The organism is Dongia sp. agr-C8, from assembly GCF_054658695.1.
The window spans coordinates 1,123,074-1,146,547 of the sequence record NZ_BAAGHZ010000002.1; the positions used below are offsets into that span (position 1 = coordinate 1,123,074).

At 66.7% G+C, this 23,474-nt stretch carries 20 protein-coding genes; 8 read left to right on the forward strand and 12 right to left on the reverse strand.

All coding sequences use genetic code 11. From position 1 onward, the window contains the following. Nucleotides 1-102: 102 nt before the first annotated feature. Entirely contained in the window at nt 103-1,179 is a 1,077-nt protein-coding gene (locus ACYQ4T_RS12930) for a patatin-like phospholipase family protein (protein ID WP_459854598.1), read from the forward strand. Between the two features lie 53 nt (nt 1,180-1,232). Here ACYQ4T_RS12930 and arfB read toward each other — a convergent pair whose 3' ends face one another. Further along, a complete protein-coding gene (arfB, locus tag ACYQ4T_RS12935) occupies nt 1,233-1,658 on the reverse strand; it encodes an alternative ribosome rescue aminoacyl-tRNA hydrolase ArfB (RefSeq protein WP_459854600.1) in 426 nt (141 codons plus the stop codon). A gap of 193 nt (nt 1,659-1,851) precedes the next feature. On the opposite strand from arfB, the gene ACYQ4T_RS12940 reads away from it, so the two are divergent. The 7 genes from ACYQ4T_RS12940 to groL all read left to right on the forward strand — a co-directional run bounded on the left by ACYQ4T_RS12940 (nt 1,852) and on the right by groL (nt 9,084). Further along, a complete protein-coding gene (locus ACYQ4T_RS12940; RefSeq protein WP_459854602.1) occupies nt 1,852-2,607 on the forward strand; it encodes a DUF4129 domain-containing protein in 756 nt (251 codons plus the stop codon). A gap of 4 nt (nt 2,608-2,611) precedes the next feature. Further along, complete coding sequence (locus ACYQ4T_RS12945; RefSeq protein WP_459854604.1) at nt 2,612-3,949, forward strand: DUF4350 domain-containing protein; 1,338 nt, start codon at nt 2,612-2,614, stop codon at nt 3,947-3,949. Then, the gene (locus tag ACYQ4T_RS12950; RefSeq protein ID WP_459854606.1) at nt 3,924-4,874 is read left to right on the forward strand and encodes an AAA family ATPase; all 951 of its coding nucleotides are present in this window, start codon (nt 3,924-3,926) and stop codon (nt 4,872-4,874) included. Before ACYQ4T_RS12945 ends, ACYQ4T_RS12950 begins: the two co-directional genes overlap by 26 nt. Nucleotides 4,875-4,910: 36 nt before the next feature. Beyond that, nucleotides 4,911-6,236, forward strand: a complete 1,326-nt coding sequence (locus tag ACYQ4T_RS12955; protein WP_459854608.1) for a DUF58 domain-containing protein — start codon at nt 4,911-4,913, stop codon at nt 6,234-6,236. Nucleotides 6,237-6,419: 183 nt separating this feature from the next. Continuing rightward, on the forward strand, nt 6,420-6,890 hold the full coding sequence (locus ACYQ4T_RS12960) for an Hsp20 family protein (RefSeq protein ID WP_459854610.1): 471 nt from the start codon (nt 6,420-6,422) through the stop codon (nt 6,888-6,890). A 187-nt stretch (nt 6,891-7,077) separates the two neighbouring features. After that, complete coding sequence (groES, locus tag ACYQ4T_RS12965; RefSeq protein ID WP_459854612.1) at nt 7,078-7,392, forward strand: co-chaperone GroES; 315 nt, start codon at nt 7,078-7,080, stop codon at nt 7,390-7,392. Between the two features lie 63 nt (nt 7,393-7,455). Beyond that, nucleotides 7,456-9,084: a chaperonin GroEL gene (groL, locus tag ACYQ4T_RS12970; RefSeq protein ID WP_459854614.1), complete on the forward strand. Its 1,629-nt coding sequence runs from the start codon at nt 7,456-7,458 to the stop codon at nt 9,082-9,084. Nucleotides 9,085-9,413: 329 nt separating this feature from the next. Here the strand turns inward: groL and ACYQ4T_RS12975 are convergent, their stop codons facing one another. From ACYQ4T_RS12975 to ACYQ4T_RS13025, 11 genes are all read right to left on the reverse strand, one after another. Then, nucleotides 9,414-11,558: a malate synthase G gene (locus tag ACYQ4T_RS12975; RefSeq protein ID WP_459854616.1), complete on the reverse strand. Its 2,145-nt coding sequence runs from the start codon at nt 11,556-11,558 to the stop codon at nt 9,414-9,416. 106 nt (nt 11,559-11,664) lie between these two features. Further along, the gene (locus ACYQ4T_RS12980; RefSeq protein WP_459854618.1) at nt 11,665-13,509 is read right to left on the reverse strand and encodes a carbamoyltransferase family protein; all 1,845 of its coding nucleotides are present in this window, start codon (nt 13,507-13,509) and stop codon (nt 11,665-11,667) included. Beyond that, a complete protein-coding gene (locus ACYQ4T_RS12985) occupies nt 13,419-14,624 on the reverse strand; it encodes a nucleotide disphospho-sugar-binding domain-containing protein (RefSeq protein ID WP_459854620.1) in 1,206 nt (401 codons plus the stop codon). Before ACYQ4T_RS12985 ends, ACYQ4T_RS12980 begins: the two co-directional genes overlap by 91 nt. A gap of 1 nt (nt 14,625) precedes the next feature. Next, nucleotides 14,626-15,897, reverse strand: a complete 1,272-nt coding sequence (locus tag ACYQ4T_RS12990) for a F390 synthetase-related protein (RefSeq protein ID WP_459854622.1) — start codon at nt 15,895-15,897, stop codon at nt 14,626-14,628. Beyond that, nucleotides 15,894-16,718, reverse strand: a complete 825-nt coding sequence (locus ACYQ4T_RS12995; RefSeq protein WP_459854624.1) for an MBL fold metallo-hydrolase — start codon at nt 16,716-16,718, stop codon at nt 15,894-15,896. The genes ACYQ4T_RS12990 and ACYQ4T_RS12995 overlap by 4 nt, the downstream gene beginning before the upstream one ends. Next, entirely contained in the window at nt 16,711-17,700 is a 990-nt protein-coding gene (locus ACYQ4T_RS13000) for an NAD-dependent epimerase/dehydratase family protein (RefSeq protein ID WP_459854627.1), read from the reverse strand. Before ACYQ4T_RS13000 ends, ACYQ4T_RS12995 begins: the two co-directional genes overlap by 8 nt. A 2-nt stretch (nt 17,701-17,702) precedes the next feature. Next, nucleotides 17,703-18,767, reverse strand: a complete 1,065-nt coding sequence (locus ACYQ4T_RS13005; RefSeq protein WP_459854630.1) for a 3-oxoacyl-[acyl-carrier-protein] synthase III C-terminal domain-containing protein — start codon at nt 18,765-18,767, stop codon at nt 17,703-17,705. Then, nucleotides 18,764-19,363, reverse strand: coding sequence for a TetR/AcrR family transcriptional regulator (locus ACYQ4T_RS13010; RefSeq protein WP_459854632.1), 600 nt, complete (start codon nt 19,361-19,363; stop codon nt 18,764-18,766). Before ACYQ4T_RS13010 ends, ACYQ4T_RS13005 begins: the two co-directional genes overlap by 4 nt. A gap of 183 nt (nt 19,364-19,546) precedes the next feature. Further along, nucleotides 19,547-20,512 carry an aminotransferase class IV gene (locus tag ACYQ4T_RS13015; RefSeq protein WP_459854634.1) on the reverse strand — a complete coding sequence of 322 codons (966 nt, stop codon included), beginning with the start codon at nt 20,510-20,512 and terminating at the stop codon, nt 19,547-19,549. Continuing rightward, the gene (locus tag ACYQ4T_RS13020) at nt 20,509-21,753 is read right to left on the reverse strand and encodes an aminotransferase class III-fold pyridoxal phosphate-dependent enzyme (RefSeq protein WP_459854636.1); all 1,245 of its coding nucleotides are present in this window, start codon (nt 21,751-21,753) and stop codon (nt 20,509-20,511) included. Before ACYQ4T_RS13020 ends, ACYQ4T_RS13015 begins: the two co-directional genes overlap by 4 nt. 64 nt (nt 21,754-21,817) lie before the next feature. Further along, nucleotides 21,818-23,374 (reverse strand): ABC transporter substrate-binding protein, encoded by a 1,557-nt coding sequence (locus ACYQ4T_RS13025; protein WP_459854638.1) that lies wholly within the window; start codon nt 23,372-23,374, stop codon nt 21,818-21,820. Nucleotides 23,375-23,474: the final 100 nt, after the last annotated feature.

Consider the following 23,474-nt stretch of genomic DNA (forward strand, 5'->3'; position numbering starts at 1 on the left):
AGCCGAAAAAAGCCCAGCCGTCGCCGGCCGCACATCATCCTTTACGCAATGGTAACGCCGGGCGGCGACAATAGAGGCCTTTCACGATCCGCAGGTTACCGCTTGGACGGACTGAGCCCCACCGCGCCGCATCAGCCGCAGGACCACGCACCGCGCGCGTCGCGTCCGGGGGTGAAGCATATCAGCCTCGCGCTGCAGGGCGGCGGCTCGCACGGCGCCTTCACCTGGGGCGTCATGCACCGGCTGATGAGCGAGCCCCGGATCTATATCGACGGCATCAGCGGCACCAGTGCGGGCGCCATGAACGCCGCGGTTTTTGTCGACGGCTTCCTCAAGGGCAAGCGTCAGGGCGCCATCGATGCGCTGGAGGCGTTCTGGGACCGCGTCGCCGAGCTCTGCCCGATCCCGCGCACTTTCCCGCGCGGCATTCCCGGCATGTCCGAGGGCTGGGCGGTGGACGGCGACCCGACCTTCATGATGGTCGACTTCATGACCCGGCTGTGGTCGCCCAAGCAGTTCAACCCGATGAAGCTCAATCCTCTGGGCGACATCCTCGAGGACCTGGTCGATTTCGAGAACCTCAGGGCGCATCCGGAGGTGAAGCTCTTCGTCACCGCCTCCAACGTCCGCAGCTGCAAGTCGCGGCTGTTCCGCACGCCGGAGATCACCGCGAAGACGCTGCTCGCCTCGGCCTGCCTGCCGCTGCTGTTCGAGGCTGTCGAGATCGAGGGCGAGTTCTATTGGGACGGCGGCTATCTCGGCAATCCCGCGATCTATCCCTTGATCAACGAATGCATGAGCAGCGACGTCGTCATCGTCCAGATCAACCCGATGAACCGGCCGGACGTGCCCGAGACCGCGCGCGACATCCTCAACCGCATCAATGAGATGACCTTCAACGCCAGCCTCGTGCGCGAGATGGCCGGCATCACCGCGATCACCCGGCTGGTGGAGAGCGGCAAACTGAACGACGACCGCTACGTCGCGGTCCGCTTCCACGAGATCGGCGCCGAGATCGAGCTGGCCGAGATGGGTGCCCTCTCCAAGATGAACACCGAGCGCGCCTTCCTCGAGCACCTGCACCGCCTGGGCTACGAGACCGCCGACCGCTGGCTCACCGAGAATTTCGACCGCATCGGCTGGGAAAGCACCCTCGACGTCGGCGCAAGGTTCGGGTGATATCCTGAAACCGTCATCGCCGGGCTTGACCCGGCGATCTCGCGCCGATTGCTTCAGTCGTCGAACCGCGGCTTCGAGCCGCGCAGCTTCTTCACCCCCGACCGCTTCGACTTGCCCTCGAGCCGCCGCTCCTTGGCGCCCTTGCCCGGCTTGGTCTTGATCCGCCGCTTCGGCTGGAACGCCGCCTTCTTCAGCAGCTCGACCAGCCGGTCGACCGCGTCCTTGCGGTTGGCCTCCTGGGTACGGAAGCGCTCGGCGGTCAGCACGATGACGCCGTCCTTCGTCATCTTCGTTCCGGCGATCTCCTGGAGCCGGGACTTCACCCGCTCCGGCAGCGAGGGCGAGTGCTTCGCGTCGAAGCGGAGCTGCACCGCGCTCGAGACCTTGTTGACGTTCTGCCCGCCGGCGCCGCTCGCGCGGATGAAGCTCTCCTCGATCTCGTCCTCGCGGATGGAAATTGTGGCGGTGACCGGAATCATGATCGGCTCGTGTTGTGAAATCGTGGCGGCGGCGCGACTCGCGGATATCCGCGCAGGCCGCGGGCCGAGATACTAGGTCGGCGCCCGACCTATTCCTAGTGTACCATTCCTGGTGGCATCGCCGCGCGAAACATGGTTGGATCGCGCGGCCGCCCTCGCGTGAGCATGGGGCCGCGCGGCTGAGCTTGTGTCGATGGCATTGAAGTCTGGGTCCTCGTTTCCGAACCGCATTCCCGCCGGCTGGCGGCTCATCTGGTTCGGCGCGCTCGCGGCGGCGCTGCTGACCACGGCGGCGCCGGCGCCGGCCGAGGACGCGCAGCAGGCCGTCGAGTCCGCGGTCGAGGGCGACCAGATCCAGCGCAACCGCCCGCTGGCCGAGCGCGCCCGGGACTCGATCGGCGAGATCGAGAAGCAGCCCGACATCCAGCACAGCCCGCCGGTGCCGCAGCCCGAGGAGCCGCCGTCGCGCCTGTCGCTCGATCTTTCCTGGCTGCCCTACATCATCCTGGCGGTGATCGCCGTGGCACTGCTCTTCGTGCTGGCGCGCTATGCCGGACAGCGCTTCGCCGCCCGCAACACCGCCGCCGCCAAGACCGCGGCGCCGGTCGCCACCTCGAGCGTGCTCGCGGCGCCGGAGCCGGAGCGCGACCATACCTTCGACGAGGTCGACGCCCTGGCGGAGTCCGGCGCCTTCACCGAGGCGGTGCATCGCCTGCTGCTGCTGGTGCAGGAGCGCCTGCGGAGCCGCATCGAGCACGGCATCCAGGCCTCGCTGACCAGCCGCGAGATCCTGCGACGCGCCCGGCTCTCCGCCGAAGGCAACACTGCCTTCGCCACCCTGGTAGCCGCCGTTGAGGTCAGCCTGTTCGGCATGCGCGCCGCCAATGCCGCCACCTACGCACTCTGCCGCGAGAACTCGCGGCGCGTGCTGGCCGCCGCCGCGGAGTGAGCGCATGACCGCCCTCCCCGCCACCGCCGCCAAACGCCCCAGCTTGCGCGGCAGCTCGGCCGGACCCTTTCCATTGATCACCCTGATCCTGGTGATCGTCATCGGCGTCGGCGCCTTCGCGACCGCGACCTATCTCGAGATGTTCGGCGACGGCGGCGGCGAGCCCCGCAGCAACCAGCACAACGTCTTTTCGCGCTCGGCGATCGGCCATCGCGCCTTTGCCGCGGCCCTGCGCAACCTCGACATCCCGGTCCAGGTCAGCCGCTTTCGCAGCCTCGAGCGGGCCGGCTCGGGCGGCCTGCTGCTGGTGATCGAGCCGGATTACAGCGCCGAGGCGAAGCCGCAGATCGCAAAGCTGCGCGACCAGCCACACGCCTTGCTGGTGCTGCCCAAATGGGACGGCTTCACCGACAACAAGAAGCCGATCTGGGTCGGCAAGATGCAGCTGCTGGACGAGGACACGCCGAAATCCGTGCTGCGCGCCGTAGTCCCCGATGCCGTCATCCAGCGCGATACCGGCACGGCGGAAATCGATGCGCCGCATTTCGGCGGCAGCATCTCTCTCAGCGATCCGCAATACATCGTCGCCGGCGCGGAGCCGATCGACCCGATCCTGACCAATGCCGGCAAGATCCTGCTCGGCGCGGTGCGGAGCCGGACCGGCACGCTCTGGATCCTGAGCGACCCCGATCTGCTGTCAAATGCCGGTATCGACGAGATGGACAACGGTGTGGTCGCGATCTCGGTGGTCGATGCGCTGCTGCCCAAGGGCGGCACCGTCATCATCGACGAGACTTTGCACGGCTTCGAGCAGCGGCCGAACCTGATGCGCACGCTGCTGAACCCGCCCTTCCTGCCGATCCTGGTCGCGATCATCGTCACCGCCTTTGTGCTGGCCTGGGCCGGGATCGCCCGTTTCGGCGCGCCGCTGGCCGAGACCGAAGGCCTCGCCGCCGGCAAGCTCACCTTGGTCAAGAGCGCCGCCAAGCTGCTGCAATTCGGCACCAGCGCGGGCAACCTGCTGCAGAGCTATCGGCGCCTGGCCCTCGCCGATGTCATGAACGAATTGCACGGGCCCAACGGCCTCGACGAGACGGCGCAAGCGGCCTGGCTCGATCGCGCCGCCGCGCATCGCGGCCTGGATATCCGCGTCAGCCCGACGCTCGAGCGGATCTCGGCCCATCAATCCGGGCGCATCGACGCCACCCGCGCCTTGCGCTTCGCCCACGAACTCTATCGCTGGAAACAGGAGATTGTGCATGGAACCGTCGTCGTCCCCCGGGGGAGACGCAGCGTCCCCGCAAGCGGCGTCGCCGTTGACGGAACTCAGGGCCGCCGCTGACCGGCTGCGCGCCGAGGTGGCGAAGGCGGTCGTCGGCCAGGACGACGCGCTCGACCTCTTGCTGGTCGCACTTTTCTCCGACGGCCATATCCTCCTGGAAGGCGCGCCGGGTACGGCGAAGACCCTGCTGGTCCGCGCCTTCGCCGCGGCGATGAACTTGAAATTCGGCCGCATCCAGTTCACCCCGGACCTGATGCCGGGCGACGTCATCGGTACCAATCTCTTCAACTTCCAGAGCAACACCTTCCAGTTGGTGAAGGGCCCGATCTTCACCCAGGTGCTGCTGGCCGACGAGATCAACCGCACGCCGCCGAAGACCCAGGCGGCTTTGCTGCAGGCGATGCAGGAACGCCAGGTGACGATCGACAACACCACCCACGATCTCGGCGCCGGCTTCATGGTGATCGCGACCCAGAATCCGATCGAGCAGCAGGGCACCTATCCCTTGCCCGAGGCCCAGCTCGACCGCTTCCTGTTCAAGCATCTGATCGGCTATCCCGCCCGCGAGGAAGAGCTCGCCATCGTCACCCGGCACGGGAGTCACGGCGCGATGCCGAAGCTGGAGATGCTCGGCATCCAGCCGGTCTTCGATCTCGCCGCCCTGGAGCAGGCCCGCCGGGCGATCGAGGGCGTGCGGGTCTCCGCCGAGATCGTCGCCTATATCGTCGATCTCATCCGCGCCACCCGCGAGCATCCCTCCCTGCAATACGGCGCCTCGCCGCGCGCCGCCAGCATGCTGGCCATGGCGGCGCGCGCCTTCGCGGCGCTGCAGGGCCGCGACTATGTGATCCCCGACGACGTGAAGCATCTCGCGACCCCGGTGCTGCGGCATCGCGTCGTGCTCTCGCCGGGCGCCGAGATCGAGGGCCTCACCTTCGACCAGATCATCGGCCAGATCATCACCGCCACGCCGGCGCCGCGATGAGAATTGGGATGAGATTGAGACGGTGAGGGTGAAACCGTGATCCTGCCGACCGGCCGCGGCGTCGCCTTCGTGGCGGCAGCGCCTCTGCTGGCGCTGCTGCTGGCGGCGCTCGCGCCGCAGCTCTGGCTGCTCGGCCCCGCCTATCTCGGCGTGGTCATCCTGGCGCTCGGCGGCGACTTCCTGCTGGCGATGCCGCGCCGGCGGCTCGGCGTCGCCTTCGCCCCCCCGGAGATGCTCTTCGTCGGCGAGACCGCCCTGGCGACGCTCGATCTCACCCCCGGCGGCGGCCGGATCCCGCGCGTGATCGAGGCGACGATCGATCACGGCCCGACGGTCGAGATGCCGGCGCTGTTGCAGGTTCCCCTCGACGGCACGCAGACCATCCGCACCGAGATTCCGCTGCTGCCGCGCCGCCGCGGCACGGTTCCGCTCACCATGCTCTGGCTGCGCTGGACCGGGCCTTATGGCCTGATCCGGATCCAAGTGAAGCAGCCGCTCGAAGCCCAGCTCAAGGTCGTGCCGAACATCCGTGCCGTGCGCGCCGCGGCGATCGCGCTGATGCGCCAGGACGCGAGCTTCGGCATCAAGGACCAGCGGCAGCTGGGCGACGGCTCTGAGTTCGACGCACTGCGCGACTACCAGCCCGGTCTCGACCGCCGCTCGATCGACTGGAAGCATTCGGCGCGCCACCGCCGCCTGGTCTCGAAGGAGTTCCGCAGCGAGCGCAACCACCAGATCATCCTGGCGCTGGACACCGGCCACCTGATGCGCGAGCCGATCGGCGGCATTCCGCGCCTGGATCACGCGATCAACGCGGCGCTGCTGCTGAGCTATGCCTCATTGAAGGGCGGCGACCGCGTCGGCCTGTTCGGCTTCGACGCCCGGGTGCGCCTGCGCGCCGAGCCGCTCGGCGGCGTCGATCGCTTCCCACGGCTGCAGCGCATGACCGCCGAGCTCGACTACGCGGCCGAGGAGACCAACTTCACCCTCGGCCTCACGCTGCTGTCACAGCAGCTGCAACGCCGCTCGCTGATCGTGCTGTTCACCGATTTCGTCGATACCGTGACCGCCGAGCTGATGGTGGAGAACCTGGGCCGCCTCTCCGGCCGGCACCTGGTGCTGTTCGTCACCCTGCAGGACCCCGAGTTCCGCGCGCTGGTCGATGCCGCACCGGATTCCATCCCCGGCTCGATGGAAGCGGTCGCCCGCTCGGTGGTCGCCGACGAGCTCCGCAAGGAGCGCCTGGTGGTGTTCGAAAAGCTGAGGCGGCTGGGCGTGCAATGCCTGGAGGCCCCCCACAACCGCGTCGGCACCGACCTCATCAACCGCTACCTCGCCATCAAGCAGCGCGAGATGATCTGAGGCGCGCCGTCGGTACGGCTCCGCGCGCCCGCACGCCCTCTTGACGCCGGCAGCGGCTCTCCTAAATCGATCCTGCCGATGCCCATGCGGGGTCGGCGGTTCCGAGAGGCGCACTTCATGCCCCGTCGCGGCGATGCCGTGCGCGTCTTTTCACATCCGTGTTGCTCATTGGAGGATATGGACATGAGAACGACTTTTGATTTCAGCCCCTTGTTCCGCTCGACGGTGGGGTTCGACCGCATCCTTGATCTGCTCGACAACGCCACGCGGCTGACGCAAATCGACAACTGGCCGGCCTACGACATCGAGAAGGTCGGCGATGACGACTACCGGATTACCCTTGCCGTCGCCGGCTTCGGCGAGAGCGACCTCAGCATCACCCAGGAGCCCAACCTCCTGGTCGTGAGCGGTAGCAAGTCTACCGGCGAGAACCAGCAGTTCCTCTATCGTGGGCTGGCGGGACGCGCGTTCCAGCGACGATTCGAGCTGGCGGACCATGTGCGCGTCGCAGGCGCCAGCCTGGAGAATGGGCTGCTGATGATCGATCTGAAGCGCGAGGTGCCGGAAGAGATGAAGCCGCGCAAGATCGCCATCGGCAAGTCACTGTCCGGGACTGAGACCAGGCAGATCGCTTCCGACAAAAAAGCCGCCTGACGCGTGCTCCGGCGCCGGATCACATGGTCCGGTGCCGGCTGTCCGATAAAGTCCGCCGGCGCGCCGCGGCTGAAAAATTCTGGCGACACCCTCTTGAACTTCGAATTCGCCCGCCTAGCTCGATCTTTCGCAGGCCCCGCCAGGGCCGGGGCCATATGACATTGCTGATCTGACCAAGGAGGACTGCATGCATTTCCGCCCGCTGCACGACCGTGTCGTCGTGCGCCGCATCGATGCCGAGACGAAGACTTCCGGCGGCATCATCATCCCGGACACGGCAAAGGAAAAGCCACAGGAGGGCGAGATCGTCGCCGCTGGTTCCGGCGCCCGGAACGAGAAGGGCGAACTCGTGCCGCTCGCGGTGAAGGCCGGTGACCGCGTCCTGTTCGGAAAATGGTCCGGGACCGAGGTGAAGATCGATGGCGAGGAACTGCTGATCATGAAGGAGAGCGACATCCTCGGCATCCTTGACAAGGCCGGGACCCTGAAGAGAGCGGCCTGACGGACGACGTTCGAGTCGCACCGCCTTATTTGGAAACAATCTGCTGGAAGGAGGTACTAAGCCATGGCTGCCAAGGAAGTGAAGTTCTCGTCAGACGCACGCGAAAAGATGCTGCGCGGCGTGGACACGCTTGCGAACGCGGTCAAAGTGACCCTTGGACCGAAGGGGCGCAATGTCGTCATCGATAAATCCTTCGGAGCTCCCCGCATCACCAAGGACGGGGTAACGGTCGCCAAGGAAATCGAGCTCGAGGACAAGTTCGAGAATATGGGCGCGCAGATGGTGCGCGAGGTCGCGTCCAAGACCAATGACCTTGCCGGTGACGGTACCACCACCGCCACAGTCCTGGCGCAGGCGATCGTCAAGGAAGGCGCCAGGGCGGTCGCCGCCGGAATGAATCCCATGGACTTGAAGCGCGGCATCGATATCGCCGTGGATGCCGTGGTGAAGGATCTCACCAAGAACGCCAAGAAGGTAACCGCGAACACCGAGATCGCCCAGGTGGCCACCATCTCCGCGAACGGCGACAGCGAAATCGGCCGTTTCCTCGCCGACGCCATGCAGAAAGTCGGGAACGAGGGCGTGATCACGGTCGAGGAGGCGAAGGGCCTCGAGACCGAGCTGGAGGTCGTCGAAGGGATGCAATTCGACCGCGGCTACATCTCTCCGTATTTCGTGACCGATACCGAGAAGATGCGGGTCGAGCTGGAGGATCCCTATCTCCTCATCCACGAGAAGAAGCTGGGCAGCTTGCAGGTCATGCTGCCGCTGCTCGAATCCGTGGTACAGGCCGGCAAGCCGTTGGTCATCATCAGCGAGGATGTCGAAGGCGAGGCGTTGGCGACGCTGGTGGTCAACAAGCTGCGCGGCGGCCTCAAGGTCGCTGCGGTCAAGGCGCCGGGCTTCGGCGACCGCCGCAAGGCCATGCTGGAGGATATTGCGATCTTGACCGGTGGCACGGTCATCTCCGAGGACCTCGGCATTAAGCTGGAGAACGTCACGATCGACATGCTGGGGCGCGCCAAGAAGGTCGCGATTGACAAGGAGAACACCACCATCGTCGACGGCGCCGGCAAGAAGAGCGACATCGAGGCGCGCACCGCGCAGATCCGCCGCCAGATCGACGAGACGACCTCCGACTACGACCGGGAGAAGCTGCAGGAACGCCTCGCCAAGCTGGCGGGCGGCGTCGCGATCATTCGCGTCGGCGGCGCCACCGAGGTCGAAGTCAAGGAGCGCAAGGACCGCGTCGATGACGCCATGCACGCGACCCGGGCGGCGGTCGAGGAAGGCATTCTTCCCGGCGGCGGCGTGGCGCTCTTGCGCGCCCTGAAGGCACTCCAGGGGCTGAACCCGGAGAATGCCGACCAGAAGGCCGGCGTGGACATCGTGCGGCGCGCGATCCAGGCTCCGGCGCGGCAGATCGTCCAGAACGCCGGCGAGGACGGATCGCTCGTGGTCGGCAAGCTCCTGGAAAAGGAAAGCTACAACTGGGGCTTCAATGCCGCCACTGGCGAGTACCAGGATCTGGTCAGCGCCGGGGTGATCGATCCTGCCAAGGTGGTTCGAACCGCACTTCAGGACGCCGCCTCGGTGGCCTCACTTCTGATCACCACGGAGGCATTGGTGGCCGAAAAGCCTAAGAAGGAGTCCGCTGCCGCCCTCTCGGCCGCCGGCGGCGCGGACTTCTGAGGCTCCGCGGGGACCCGCAGACGGGCCGCCGGGTCCCCGCGACACCATGCATTCTCTCAACCTGCTGCCCCTAGGAGGACGCGGCAATGATGGTCCAAACCAACCAAACGCCCCAGTCTTTGTGGCGGGAGCGCGCCAATCAGTGGCTGAACGTCTCGCACACCGAGGCGCCGGCCATTTCCCTCGACCAACCCGACGATGATCACGATCCGGATCCGCCGCCCGCGGCCCCAAGCATGCGGCCGTGGCCGCGGGTCGTTCCAGGACTTTAACTTCCTGGCTCTCAGCGCAGATTCGGCTGAGCCAAACGAACGGATCCCGTCGTCTTCTCAGTTCCCCGCCTTCACCCGCAGCCGCGCGGCGTGGAGCAGCGGTTCGGTATAGCCGTTGGGCTGCTCCCGTCCCTTGAACACGAGATCGCAGGCCGCCTGGAACGCCGCCGAGAGATCGAAGTCGGGCGCCATCGGCCGGTAATGCGGGTCGCCTTCATTCTGCCGGTCGACCACCGCCGCCATCCGTTTCATGACATCCAAGACCTGGTCCTTGCTGCAGATGCCGTGATGCAGCCAGTTGGCGATATGCTGCGAGGAGATCCGCAGCGTCGCGCGGTCCTCCATCAGGCCGACATTGTTGATGTCGGGAACCTTGGAGCAGCCGATGCCCTGGTCGATCCAGCGCACCACATAGCCGAGGATGCCCTGGGCGTTGTTCTCGACCTCGCGCAGGATCTGCGCCTCGCTCCATTTTCGGAAGGAGGCGACCGGCACGTCCAGGACCGCATCTACATGCGCGCGGCGCCCGCCGGAAGCGAGCTTGGCCTGCACGGCGAAGACGTCGACCTTGTGGTAATGCAGCGCGTGCAGGGTCGCCGCGGTCGGTGAGGGCACCCAGGCGCAGTTGGCGCCGGCCTTGGGATGCTCGATCTTCTGCTCCAGCATCGCTGCCATCAGGTCGGGTGCCGCCCACATCCCCTTGCCGATCTGCGCCTTGCCGGAAAGCCCGCATTCCAGGCCGATATCGACATTGAGATTCTCGTAGGCCGTGATCCAGCCCTTGCGCTTGATGAAATCCTTGCGCGAGAACGGCCCCGCCTCCATCGAGGTGTGGATCTCGTCGCCGGTGCGGTCGAGAAAGCCGGTATTGATGAAGGCGATGCGGTGCTTCGCCGCGCGGATGCATTCTTTCAGGTTGACCGAGGTGCGGCGCTCCTCGTCCATCACGCCGAGCTTCACCGTGTATTGCTTGAGGCCGAGGATGCGCTCGACCTGGGTGAAGGTCTCGTCGGCGAAGGCGACCTCCTCCGGCCCGTGCATCTTAGGCTTCACCACATAGACCGAGCCGGCGGTGGAATTGCGCAGCGCGTCGTCGCCGCTCCTCCTGAGGTCATGAAGTGCGATCAGCGTGGTGATCATCGCATCCATCAGGCCCTCGGGGATCTCATTCCCCCGGGAGTCGCGGATCGCCGGCGTCGTCATCAGGTGCCCGACATTGCGCACCAGCATCAGGGCGCGTCCCTTCAGCTTGAGGGGGGCGCCGCCGTCGGGCCGGGTGAAGCTGCGGTCCGGGTTGAGCCGCCGCGTGAAGCTCTTGTCGCCTTTTGCGACCTCGGTCGCGAGGTCGCCCTTCATCAGCCCGAGCCAGTTACGGTAGGCGAGAACCTTATCTTCCGCATCGACGCAGGCAACCGAATCCTCGCAATCCATGATCGCGGAGATGGCGCTCTCGATCACCACGTCGGCGAGCAGCGCCTGGTCGCGGCTGCCGATCGGATGGGCGCGGTCGAAAACCAGCTCGACATGCAGGCCGTTGTTCTTGAGCAGGACCGAATCCGGCGCCTTGGGATTGCCGCGATAGCCCACGAATTTCCCCGGCTGCAGCAGCGGCTGATCGTCCACCAGCAAGGCGCCGTCCTTGACCGTGTAGCGGCGGACGTCGGCGTGGCTGGTGCCTTCGATCGGAAAGGCCTCGTCCAGGAAGACCCGCGTGCGGGCCACGACCCGGGCGCCGCGCCCGCGATCATAGCCGCCGGCCGGCAACGGCAGGCCCATGACGTCGGTCCCGTAGAAGCAATCATAGAGGCTGCCCCAGCGGGCATTGGCGGCATTCAGCGCGTAGCGGGCATTGGTGATCGGCACGACCAGCTGCGGCCCGGCGATGGCGGCGATCTCGGGATCGATGCCCGCGGTCTCGATCTTGAAGTCAGGGCCTTCCGGCAGCAGGTAGCCGATCTCGGACAGGAACGCCTTCTGCGCGGCGACGCTCGCATCGGCATGCGCTTTCCACCAGGCATCGATCTCGGCCTGCAGCCGGTCGCGCTTTTCCAGCAGCGCCCGGTTCTTCGGCGCGAGCTCCCGGATCAAATCCGCGAAGCCGCGCCAGAAGTCGTCCGGTTTGATACCGGTATCAGGCAGGGCCTCGCGCAGGATGAAATCGTCGAGGCGCTGGTCGACCTTGAGCCCGTGGCGTTCGATCATCTTGTCTCCCGGATCCGGCGGATTTGCGAGGAGCAACAAAGCGCAAGATGCGGGCGAGGTCAAACACCGGGGGCGGCGCCTCCCGGCTGCCGTCTGGCAACGGCCTTCACGGATGTCCGCGTCGCGCCGGCGCCGTGCTGGAAGGCTTTCGAAACGCGAGATCGTCCAGCACCAATAGATCGATGTCGGACGTGAGAAAGACGCCGACCGCATCTTCGACCTCATGGACCATGGGACGGCCCATCACGTTGAAGCTCGTGTTCAGCAAGATCGGCAGACCGGTCTTGTCGCGGAATGCGGAAATCAGCGCATGGAAGAACGGATTGCTCCGTTCGGTCACGCTCTGCAGCCGGCCGGTGTTGTCCACGTGGTTGACGCCGGGTGGCGCCCGTTCGGGCAGCCATTTCAGGGTACGCTCCATGTAAGGGGCGTAGGAATAGTCCTGGAAATAGTCGCTGCCGCATTCATGCAGCACGCTCGGCGCGAAGGGACGAAACTCCTCGCGGAACTTCACCGCGGCGTTGATCCGGTCGCGGATGCCGGGCGAGCGCGGGTCAGCCAGGATCGAGCGGGCGCCGAGCGCGCGCGGCCCGAACTCGGCGCGGCCCCGCACCAGCCCGACGATGGCGCCGCCCGCCAACTCACCCGCGACGAAATCCACCAGCTCACCCGGGGTCACGGCCGTGAGACAGGGCCGGAGGCCGAACTGCGTCAGCCGCTCGAGCGTCGCAGGGGCGAGTTCCGATCCGAGATAGGGCGTGGAGAACCGCGGCGGCATCTGGCCGGGATGGGCCGACTGCCAGCCCAGCAGCGCCGCGCCGATGGAATTCCCGTCGTCGCCGGGCGCCATGGGAACATGCAGCCTGCGGAACGGCGTGGCGGCCAGGATCTTGCCGTTCGCGCTGGAATTCAGCGCGCAACCGCCGGAGAGGACAAGGTTGTCGCCGCCCCACTGGCCATGGGCCTGGGCGAGAAAATCGAACAGCACATCTTCGAACACCTTCTGCGCCGTGAAGGCCAGGTTCGCATTCGCCATCGGGCCGCGGCGGCGCATCGGCATGAGCCTTTCCATCATCGCGGCGTAGCTGCGCGCAAACGACAGGCGGTTGTCGCCGACCTTCAGCGCGGCCCGCATGATCCGGTAGAGTTCCTCGTCCAGAACGCCGTAGGCGGCGAGCCCCATCAGTTTCCATTCTTCGCCGGCCTCGGGGTCGAAGCCGGCCGCAAAGGTGACTTGGCTGAAGAAATGGCCGAGGCTGGCCAGGTTTGCGACCGAGGGCCGATCGAGCCGGGTCAGTCGTCCGTCCTGGAAGCGATAGACCGCGCTGCTGCCGCCTTCTCCCATCCCGTCCATGATCACGCAAAGCGCATCATCGAACGGACTCGAGAAGCAGGCCGTCATGGCGTGGCAAAGGTGGTGATTCCACGCCTGTTTCCTGAAACGCTGGCGGAAACCCCGCTGTTCCCGCAGCCGCAATTCCAGGTTCAGAAGCAGGTCGGCCTGGGATGACGGCGCGCGATAGAGCGCATGCCGCAGTATCCAAGCCCGCCAGAGCTCCGCCTCCCGATCGCGCGGGCCCAGGCGTTCCAGCGCGGCGATCGCGGTCCGGCTGAGCCGCGCCAGCATGGGCGCGGCGCCGAGCGCCTTGCGTGACCAGGTAAGATTGGCGTCGATCGGGGCGTCGCCGGCATAGCGATCGAGGATCGGCTCGATCAGGCCGAAGGCGTCGGGCGGGGCATGCCAGCCGCGCTTGTTCTTGAGCGCGCGCTCATTGGCCTGCGCGAAGACGACAATGCCCCGGTCGTCGACCACGGCGATCGAGGGATCGTGCTGCGAACATGAGAATCCCAGATAGGCCGTCACGGCCTGGTCTCCAGCGCAGCCAGAATGAGCGCCACGCCACGCTGTGCACCCCCGGCCTCGGCAAGCAGGGCCTCGACCTTCGCCCAAGGGCAGGCCAGCGCCTGCACCCGCTTCAGCGCCGTTGCGATCGCGTGCGCGTCCAATTCACGCCCGCGCGGCAGTCGCAGGCCGATTCCCAGCGCCTCCAGTCGACTGGCGAGCACCTTCTGATCCGAGATGGTGGGAATGAAGAGCGCGGGCTTGCGGAAGCGGGCCGTCTCCCATGTCGTCGCCATCCCGGCATGGTGAATGACGATTTCGGCCCCCGCGATCAGCACCTCCGGTTCCGGAACGCGTTCGATCACCCGGGCCCATCGCCCCGGATGCGCATCCTCGAGCGAGCCGGCGAGCGCGCGAAGCTGCGCGAGATCCACCTTGCTGCCGCAGAGCGCGACCACCGACAGTCCCGCAAGAAACGCCCCCCGGATCGCCGCCGCGAAGCGCTCCGTCCGGCCGTTCGAGAGCGTCCCGAAAGTGATGAGAGCATAGCCCGGCGGAAAGGGCGGCGGATCGAGCGGGTGGCGCTCGCCGACGCCCGGGCCGATGTAGAAGCGCGGAACGTCGCCCTCGGGTTGACCGACCTGGATTTGCCTGGGGCTGAAAACCAGCTCCTGCAGGGGCGGCGCAAGCCGGCTCCAGGAATTCTCCAGGCCATAGGCCTCGCGGAGCGAGACGGAGAATTTCGTTCTGATCATCGCATTCAGCAGCGCGGGTGCTCCCCAAAGGACGTCTCCGGCGAGCTTTCTCATGCCGTCCTCCCGGCGCATCTGCCGTTCCGCCTCCCGGTTGAGCACGATGGTCGGAATGGTGTGGATGCGGGGGACGCCAAGGTCCGTCCCGATGCAGCTCCCCCAGAGCGCCATGAAGTCCTGCAGGATCAGGCGCGGGGACAAGGCCGCGACATCCGGCAGCAGCGCCGGATAAATCTTGTGATTGGCGCGGATGAGATCGGCACCCATCCGGACCGGGTTGAAGTCCGGGGCTTCTATATCATAGGCAACATGCGGATACGCTCTGAACTCGGCACCCGTGGCGCGGATCGCCGGCTCGAACGCCGCATGCCCGAAGCAGACGACCCGCTGTCCTTCGGCGATCAATCCGCCCAAGAGCGGCAGCATCGGCTTGAGATGCCCCATCGCGGGCGTCGTGAAGGCGACGATCATGCTAGTTCCACGCCCGGCGCACGCGCCGGAGCTTGCGTTCCATGGGCGACTCCCAGCCGCGCTTCAGCGTGATGTCGACTTCGGCCGCGCCGGCCCGTTCCAGGGCTGTCCTCAAGGACGCCGCTGCCGCCGCCGCGGCATCCGGTGCCAAGCCGCGGTCCAGGACCAGATCGACGGCCCGCGCTCCGGTCTGGATGACCCGGAAGTCCTGGATCCTCCGATCGGCGTCAACCACGGCATTGCGGATCACGTCCGGCGTTACCAGGACCAGGTCCGCGCCACCGCGGGCGCTGAGGTGGAACACATCGTCCTGGCGTCCCTCCACCGCCGCGACCGCCTGGAGCGGGGAACCGCAGCGGCAGGCCGCCTCGCTCAGCCGCAGGAGATCGTTCATCCGATAGCGCGCCATGATCTGCGTGCGGCGGGTGAAGTCGGTGACGATGGGCGTTGCCAGACCCGGCGCGCCATCGACCGGCGCCCATTCGAAGGCGACCACGTCTTCGGCCAGATGCAACACGCCTTCCGCGCAGCCGACGCCGAACAGGCCTTCGGTCGCCATGTAGATCTCGCGCACCCGGGCTTCGAAGGCGGATTCGATGACCGCGCGGTCCAGCGGATCAAGCATCTCGGCGCCGGAGAAGACGCGCTTGGGGTGAAGGCCGCCGGCTTCCGCCAAGGCACGCAGCACCTTGGGCGGCGCGATGAGGGTATCGGGGGCATAGGCGCAGAGGTCGGCGCGCCAGCGATCCACGCCTTGCCCGAGATCGAAGAACCGGATCGTCAGCCGCCCGATCGCGGTCGCCGCGGCATAGAGCTGGCTGGTGCCGGGCAGGATCATGGCGACCCGATGTCGGACGAAGGGAAAATCCGGCAGGGTCTTGGCCAGCATCACGCCCAGCCAGGTGAATCGCTCCGCCTCGCTGATCACGAAGAGGCCACGGTTGCCGCTGGTGCCGGTGCTCTGCCCGATCATGAGCCCGCCGGCATGCGACTCGTTTCTATCCAGGGCCGCGCGAACCTGTTGCCCGGTCACGCCCTTGGTATTCAGCCGATCGAAATTGGCGAGCAGCGTGGCCTTGTCGATGATGGGAAGTTGATCCAGCCGCGAAGCGTCAAGTCCCGCATAGAAGGGAACCCTGCCGACGGCCCGGTTGAGGAAGCGATCGAGCTGGCGATCCCGCCAGGCGATCACATCGGCGCGGGTCCGCAGCCGATGCATCAGGCGCTTGGTGCGCCAGAAGGCGATGGCCGCATGCAGGACCGCCGGGCTCATGCCGGTCCCTGGCGCCGGCAATGGGCCGGCCGTATCGCGAGGTCCGGCATGGCCTGCTGCAGTCGATGGAGGTTGCCGAGCGTCCGCCGGTAGGTGCCGGTCTCGCCCAGCATCGCGGTCACCAGCCGCGGCGGCGGCCGGAGACCGGCGATTGCATCCTGCGACCATGCGGCATCGGCGACGACGAACAGCGCGCCCTGCGGCGTCTCGGGAAGATAAAGGCCGATCTGTCCGGTCGAATGACCCGGCAGATCCACAATGAGCGCCGCACCGTCGCCGAAAAGATCGCGCGCCGGGCCGAAGCCGGCGAGCGCGGGTGGCAGCGGCGCGGGTGCGAATGCATCGGTGAAGCAGATGCGATCGTCGGCATCCGGCGGCATCAGCCCGGGCAGAAGACCCTGGAGCAGCCCGCCGAGTCCGCGCGCCCGGGTCATCGCCCTATAGCCGCTGCGATGGGCGACGATCCGGGCTGTCGGGAAGTCGCGAAGGCCGGCGATGTGATCGGCATGGAAATGCGAGAGGACCACCGTCCCGATCTCGGACGCGCGGACGCCCATCCGTTCGACCTGGTCGCAGGCGCGATCCGCGGCTTGGAAGTGCGGCGGCATCAACTTGGCGTAAAGCAGGTTCGGGAACGAAGCCGTCTCTTTGCGGAAATGGTCGCTGTAGCCGGTATCGAACAGCACATGTCCGAAGCGGCTATGCCGCAGGTACAGGAAGCCGGCCGGAAACCGGCAGGGCTTCCAGCTGCCGCCCCGGATCGACATGAATTCCGGATGGAGGCAGAAGCCGGCCGAGAGCAGGCGCACATCCTCAAGCATGGGCGGCCTTCCATGCGGAAAGGGTGTGCTCGATGCCATCCCGCAGCGTCACGCGCGGGGCCCAGCCAAGCTCGCTTTTCGCGCGCTCGATCGAGAGCGTCTGGCTGCGGCCCAGCACGCCGACCGTGTAGCGGGTCAGCACCGGCTCCGGGCGCGAAGGACGGAGATTTGCCGCGACTTCCAGCGCCATGGCTGCGGCATAGGCGAGGGGAAAGCGGATCGGCATCAGCCGCGTCTTCAAGCCGAGGCCATCCACGACCGCGCGCATGAGCTCGGCGACCTGGATCGGCTCGCCGTTGCTGATATTGTAGGCACGGCCGCGGATGGGATCCGGATGGAGGGCGGCGGCGATCAAGGCGTCGGCGACATTGTCCACGTAGCTCATGTCGAGCAGGGCCCTCCCGCCGTCGATCAGCGGAATCCGGCCCCGCGCCGCCGCCCGGAGCAGCCGCGGCATTAAGGCCGTGTCGTTGGCGCCGAAGATCGCCCGCGGCCGGATGATCGCCGCATCGAGGCCGAGTTCCGCCGCTTCGCGCACCAGGCGCTCGGCAATGAGCTTGCTCTCCGCATAGGCGTTGACCGGGCGCGCGGCGGGAGCGGCATCGGAATCGATGTCATAGCGGTCGGTGAAGTCGAAGTAGATGCTGGGCGACGAAACGAAGACGAAGCGGCTTCCGGCGCTCCGCGCCGCCTGGATCAGGGCCGCGGTCGGCCCGACATTCGCGCGCATGAATTCTTCGCGCCGGCCCCAGGCCGAGGAAAGGCCGCCGGCATGAATGATGACGCGGTGGTCGGCGGCGAGCGTTTGGACAGCCGACCCGTCGGTCAGGTCGGCGGGCATGAAAGTCACTCCATCCGCCGCAAGCGCGGCGCCTTTTTCAAGGTCGCGTCCGCTGCCGGTGACGGCATGTCCCGCTGCTGCGAGCCGGCGCGCGGTCGCACCGCCCAGACAACCGGTGGCCCCGGTGACGAGGATCTTCATCGCTAGAGCCGGATGACCGCGCCGCCCAGCGTGATGCCGGCGGCCGTCCCGATCAGCAGGATGAGGTCCCCCTTCCGGGCACGCCCGGAAGCCAGGGCATGGTCGAGCATGCTCGGAATAGAGGCAGATACCTGGTTGCCCCGCTCGGCCAGGAGATCGATCAGCTTCGCCGCCGGTACGCCGAGGCGGCGGCGCATCAGATGCAGCGCATGGGCGCTCGCCTGGTGCGGAATGACGAGATCGATGTCGTCGAGCGTGACACCGGCGGCCCCCAGCAGGCGCTCGAGGAATCCCGGCATGTACCGTGCCGAGACGCGATAGGCGAGCGGGCCGTCCATCTCGAACCAGGTGGCGTCGAGGAAGATCTTGAGATCGCCGTGCGGGCTCAGCCCCGTCCCGCCGGCGCGCAAGGTGCAAGCTTCGGCGCCCTCGCTGTAGGTCTCCATGCGCAGCGCCACCACGCCCTGCCCCGGCCGTTCGCCCGGCTTGAGAACCGCCGCGGCGGCGCCGTCGCCGAACATGGCCTTGATCTCCGGATCGCCGAGCCGGGTTCCCTGGCTCGGCATGTCGGCGGCGGTCACCAGGATCGTGCGATACCGGCCCGCGGTGATGAGCGCGCCGGCGAGATCGAGCGCCGCCAGGAAGCTCAGGCAGGTCGCGTTCACGTCGAAGGCCGGGATGCCGGAAGTCGGCAATCCGAGCGCCCGCTGGATCAGCACCGCGCTGGTCGGGATCGGCTGATGCGCCAGCGCTGCGGCAGCGATGATGCAATCCAGGTCCTGGGCGGCGATGCCGGCGCGGGCGATGGCCTGGCTCGCCGCCGCGGCAGCCATGTCGATCACCGTTTCATGCTGGACGACGTGGCGCGAACGAACCCCCGAAGCCTTCTCCGACCAGCCCAGCGGCTTGCCCACCAGAGTGTCGAATGTCGCGGCGTCGAGCACCCGGGCCGGCAGATAGCTGCCCGTGCCGGCGATGGCGATCGGGTGAACAACCCCTTGGCTCCCGATCAGGAACTCGGTTTTGCCGCCCGCAAGATGACGCGCGACCGATTGCACGACGCTCATCGTTGATCACCCAATTTTGTTTCCGATCGCTCGATCAGTGCCAGGCCGCGCGCGACGATCTCCGGCACGTACTTGGTCATCGGCCCATCGAGAGTCCCGTAGATCAGCGCCAGCGCCGGCTGGATGATGGCGCCGATCAGCATCGCCGCCGAAAGCGTCGCATTCTGCGGCGGGATCTCCCCGGCGGCGATCGCGTCGACGATCAAGCGGCGGAAGCTCGAAGCCGGGCTCTCCGGCAGCGCCTTGGGGATGCTGGGAAGCGCGGTGTGCTGCGCCAGCAGCAGGAAGCGATAGAGCGTCGGATCGGAATCGTAGAGCGAGGCCATGAAGGCGACCATCGCGGCGAGTTTGGCGGCGACACCACCCGCGGTTTCGCCGCGGATCCGATCGAGCTCGCTGCCGAACCGGAAGTAGTGATCCTCGAACAGCTCCCGGACCAGGTCTTCTTTCGAGGCGTAATGGCGATAGATGGTGCCCTCGGCGACACCGGCCATCGCGGCGAGCTCCCGGGTCGTCGTTTCCGCAATGCCCTTCTGCACGAACAGGTTGAGAGCAGCGGCACGAAGCCTCTCTCGGGTGGGGCTGGCCTGATCCATCTGCCTCGGTCATAAGTGAGTACTCACTCACATATATTATCGTTTATTAGCTGTGTCAAGAAGCGAGCTAGTGGATTGACTAAAAAGACTTTATTGGATGAGGCGCCGAATACGGCGCTGCCGCCCGCTAGGGGCGGGACATCGCTGCCTGAGCGCGCGGTCTACCCGGCGCTCGCCGCGGACTCAGTAGTAGTTGATGCCGAAGCTGAGCTTCGGGTCGTAATGCGCGTCCCAATAGGCTTTCCACAGCGTCTTGGTCGTGGGGCCGACTTCGCCGTTGCCGACGGGCTTGCCATCCAGCTCGGTGACCGGCATGACGCCGCCGGCGGTGGTCACGAAGAAGAGCTCGTCGCAGCTATAGGCAAGCCCGACCGGCACGTCGTCGAGATGGACCTTGAGCCCGAGGCCCGCCGCCAGCTCGAGGACCGTCTTGCGCGTGACGCCCTCGAGCACGCCCTTGCGCGGGGTGAAGAGCGTGCTGTCCTTCACCAGGATCACGTTGAAGCCGGAGCCCTCGGTGATGTTGGTGTCGCCGTCGGTCAGGATCGGATACATGGCGCCGCGGTCGCGCGCCTCCAGGATGCCGCGCGTGAAGTCGCCCCATTGCAGGTTCTTCACCTGGGGATCGATCGCGCCGGGCGGGACCCGGCGCACCGTCCGCGCAATGATCGCGGAAGCGCCCTTCTTCTGCCGCTCCTCGTCCATCACCCAGAGAAAGGGCGTCACCATCAGGTAGCAGAAGTTCTCGCATTCCTCCGGCGCGTACTGGCGGATGTAGCGCAGGCCGCGGGTGACGATCATCATCACATAGGCGTCGCGGATGCCGCTCATGGCGACCATCTCGACCAGGCGGTCGCGCATCTCGGCGCGGCTGATCGGGCTGCGCAGCCGCAGGCGCCGGCAGCTCTCCTCGAACCGGTCGAGATGGTCGTCGAGCCGGAAATAGCGGCCGTCCCAGACCGCGGGAACGTCGTAGGTGAGGTCGGAATGCAGGAAGCCCTGGTCGAGGATCGGAATCCGCGCCTCTTGGATCGGCACATACTGGCCTTCGACGAAGGCGAGGCCTTGCGCGAGCGGGTTCTTGCTGGCCTTCAGCTCGCTCAGCCGGCGGCGATACGCGACGAAGATATGGTCGGTGTAATCGGTCATGGCTGGGTCAATCCTGCCTTGGCGATGTCGGCGAAGGCCCGGTCGGCGGCCTCCATGGCGCGATCGATGTCCGATGCCTGATGCGCCGCGCAGAAGAACATGTTGTGCCGCGGGTGCAGGTAGATACCGTGCCGGAGCGCGGCGGCGCAGAATGCGTTGCCAAGCGCCAGCTCCTTGTCGCCCTCGAACAGGACCATCGGCATCTGCACCGGTCCGGTCTGCCGCAGTCGGTATCCATGCCGCGCCGCCGCCTGCTGCAAGCCGTCGCGGAAACGCTGCCCCATCGCCGCAATCTGCGCGAGGGCGTCGCTCTCCCGCAGGAGCCGCACGGTGACCTTGGCCGCGGCCATCGCCGCCGCGCCGTACCAGAACGAGCCGGTGGTGAAGATCTTCGCCGCACCTTCCAGCATCCGCGCATTTCCGGCGATGCTGGCCAGCGGCCAGCCGTTCGCGATCGACTTCGAATAGGCGGCGAGGTCCGGCTTGATGCCGTAGGGCGCCCAGCTGCCGCGCACGTCGAGCCGGAAGCCCGCCCGCACGTCGTCCTGGATCAGCGCCGCGCCGCTGCGGTCGCAGGCCTTGCGGGCGGCGGCGAGGAAAGCCTGCTCCGGCAGCTCCTGGTCGCGCTGGATGTCGTGCCGGAACGAGGTCAGCAGGATGGCGGCGAGATCGTCTCCCGCCTCGGCCACCGCAGCCTCCAGGCTGGCCGCGTCGTTGTAGTCGAACTGGATGAGATGCGCGCGGTCCTCGGTCGTGACGCCGACCGTCGAGGGCGAGCACCAGGGCACCGCGCCATGATAGGAGCCGCGCGCGACCAGCACCTTGCGGCGCCCGGTGGCGGCGCGGGCGATGGTGACGCTGACCGTCGTCGCGTCGGTGCCGTTCTTCTGGAACAGCACCCAGTCCGCATGGTCGATGGTGTCGACCATGAGCTCCGCCAGCTCCACCATCACTTCGGTGGGTCCGTTGCCGATGTCGGCGCGCTGCATCTGTGCCAGCGCCGCCTGGTCCACTTCGGGATGCTTGTAGCCGAGGACATTCGGTCCCCAGGCGCACATGAAGTCGATGTATTCGTTGCCGTCGGCGTCCCAGACCCGGCAGCCCTCGGAGCGCGAGAAGAACTGCGGATAGCCCGGGCCGATGCCGCGCGTCGCCATATGCCCCCAGACGCCGTTGGGGACGACGCGGCGGGCACGTTGCAGCAGTTCGGTATCCTTGCTGTTGGGCAGGTCGCGGCTCATGCGGTCATCCTCGTTCCAAAAAAACGCCGGGCGGGATCGCTCCCGCCCGGCTGCACCCGATCGCTCAATACTTGATCTCGGCCAGCGGCAGGTTGCAGCAGGCGCTGTAGCGCACGCCGGTCACCTTGTCGCCATAGGCCAGGATCATTTCCGGGCTCACCATCGGGATGATGATCCGGTCCTGCGCCATCATCTCGCCGGCCTCGAACCAGAGCTTGTTGGCCTCTTCCGGAGTCGGCGCCGCGAGCGCGGCATTGCGAACCGCCTGGATCTTGGTGTTGACGATCGAGGGATCGTTCGCCGCGCCGGCACGCTTCGCCCAGACGGAACCCTCGGCCAGGCCGAAGTAATCGACATAGCCGGAAGCGCCGTAGAAATCAGGCGCGAAGAACACGGCGGTGAGCGGCGTGCCGTCGCCGTTCACCTTCTCACGCCAGTTGGCGAAAGGAACCGGGGTCAGCTCGACCTTGATGCCGACCTTGCTCAGATCCTGCTGGATCTTCTGCATCATGACCGAGAGGTCCACGCCGTAGACATTCATGCCCGGATAGGTGGATTCCAGCGTGAAGCCGTCGGCATAGCCGGCTTTCGCCAGCAGTTCCTTCGCCTTGTCGGGATCGTATTTCGGGATCTCGTGGCCGTCGCCGCCCGGGAAGCCCAAGGGAATCGCCGCCGCCATGGGCTTGCCGGCGCCGCCGAGGGTCACGTCGATCAGGCCCTGGCGATCGATCGCCAGCGAGATCGCTTCACGAACCTCCGGGCTGAGCTTGACCTGGAGACCTTTCGCGCCGGGCGAGAGCGCGATGTAGAGGAAGTTGAACGAGGTCACCCGCTCGACCTTCACGTTCGACCCTTCGAGCGACTTCGCCGTGTCGGGATCGATCTGCATCGCGATATCGGCCGAGCCCGACTGCAGCAGCTGCGCCTGGGCCACGGCATCCTTCACCTGGCGGAAGACGACCGCCGGTACCAGCGCCTTGGTGCCCCAGTAGGCGTCGTTGCGCTTCAGCCGCAGCTCGGCGTTGGGCTCGTATTTCTCCAGGACGAAGGTGCCGCTGCCGGCGGAATTCGCCAGCAGCCACTCTTCCGCCTTGTCCTTCTCCGCCGCGGTGGCATCGGCCACGCCGCCGTGCTCGGCGACGAGGTCGCTGTTCAGGATCGCCATGTTCGGCGCGGCGACCATCTGCGGAAACTCGGAATTTGCGATGCTGAGCTTCACCACGACGGTATGCGCATCCGGCGCCTCGACCGAGGTGATCGAATCGGTGAAGAAGGCCGCATTGCCCTTGAGGTTCTTCAGCCGCTCGAAGCTCCACTTCACGTCCTTCGCCTCGACCGGGGAGCCGTCGGCGAACTTGGCCGCTGCGTTGAGCTTGAAGGTGAACTCCGTCATTTCCTTGTTGGCGGTCCAGCTTTCCGCCAGCAGCGGGACGGTCTTCATATCCTTGTCCAGCGTGGTCAGCTGCTCATAGACCGCCGAATCATAGATCTGGCAGGTGTCGCACCAGGCGCGCGACGGATCGAGCGAGTTGAAGTCCATGTCGCGGGCGATGACCAGCGGCCGGTCCTGCGCCTGGGCGGCAAAGTTCGCGGCGCCGATCACGGCCGCGGTGGCGACCATCGATAGCAAGGCCGCGCGCCGGGAAGCGCGAAGCCATTGTGAGGTTACTCCCGTTCGCATTGCTCTCTCCTGTGGTGTTTGAAGGGACGCGGCCGGCATT

Bases quoted from the DNA above. Each gene is read 5' to 3' on its own strand.
- arfB (WP_459854600.1), bottom strand. From the start codon at position 1,658: ATGATTCCGGTCACCGCCACAATTTCCATCCGCGAGGACGAGATCGAG.
- ACYQ4T_RS12940 (WP_459854602.1), top strand. From the start codon at position 1,852: ATGGCATTGAAGTCTGGGTCCTCGTTTCCGAACCGCATTCCCGCCGGC.
- ACYQ4T_RS12945 (WP_459854604.1), top strand. From the start codon at position 2,612: ATGACCGCCCTCCCCGCCACCGCCGCCAAACGCCCCAGCTTGCGCGGC.
- ACYQ4T_RS12960 (WP_459854610.1), top strand. From the start codon at position 6,420: ATGAGAACGACTTTTGATTTCAGCCCCTTGTTCCGCTCGACGGTGGGG.
- groES (WP_459854612.1), top strand. From the start codon at position 7,078: ATGCATTTCCGCCCGCTGCACGACCGTGTCGTCGTGCGCCGCATCGAT.
- groL (WP_459854614.1), top strand. From the start codon at position 7,456: ATGGCTGCCAAGGAAGTGAAGTTCTCGTCAGACGCACGCGAAAAGATG.
- ACYQ4T_RS12975 (WP_459854616.1), bottom strand. From the start codon at position 11,558: ATGATCGAACGCCACGGGCTCAAGGTCGACCAGCGCCTCGACGATTTC.
- ACYQ4T_RS12985 (WP_459854620.1), bottom strand. From the start codon at position 14,624: ATGATCGTCGCCTTCACGACGCCCGCGATGGGGCATCTCAAGCCGATG.
- ACYQ4T_RS12990 (WP_459854622.1), bottom strand. From the start codon at position 15,897: ATGAGCCCGGCGGTCCTGCATGCGGCCATCGCCTTCTGGCGCACCAAG.
- ACYQ4T_RS12995 (WP_459854624.1), bottom strand. From the start codon at position 16,718: ATGCTTGAGGATGTGCGCCTGCTCTCGGCCGGCTTCTGCCTCCATCCG.
- ACYQ4T_RS13000 (WP_459854627.1), bottom strand. From the start codon at position 17,700: ATGAAGATCCTCGTCACCGGGGCCACCGGTTGTCTGGGCGGTGCGACC.
- ACYQ4T_RS13005 (WP_459854630.1), bottom strand. From the start codon at position 18,767: ATGAGCGTCGTGCAATCGGTCGCGCGTCATCTTGCGGGCGGCAAAACC.
- ACYQ4T_RS13010 (WP_459854632.1), bottom strand. From the start codon at position 19,363: ATGGATCAGGCCAGCCCCACCCGAGAGAGGCTTCGTGCCGCTGCTCTC.
- ACYQ4T_RS13015 (WP_459854634.1), bottom strand. From the start codon at position 20,512: ATGACCGATTACACCGACCATATCTTCGTCGCGTATCGCCGCCGGCTG.
- ACYQ4T_RS13020 (WP_459854636.1), bottom strand. From the start codon at position 21,753: ATGAGCCGCGACCTGCCCAACAGCAAGGATACCGAACTGCTGCAACGT.
- ACYQ4T_RS13025 (WP_459854638.1), bottom strand. From the start codon at position 23,374: ATGGTCGCCACCGCGGCCGTGATCGGCGCCGCGAACTTTGCCGCCCAG.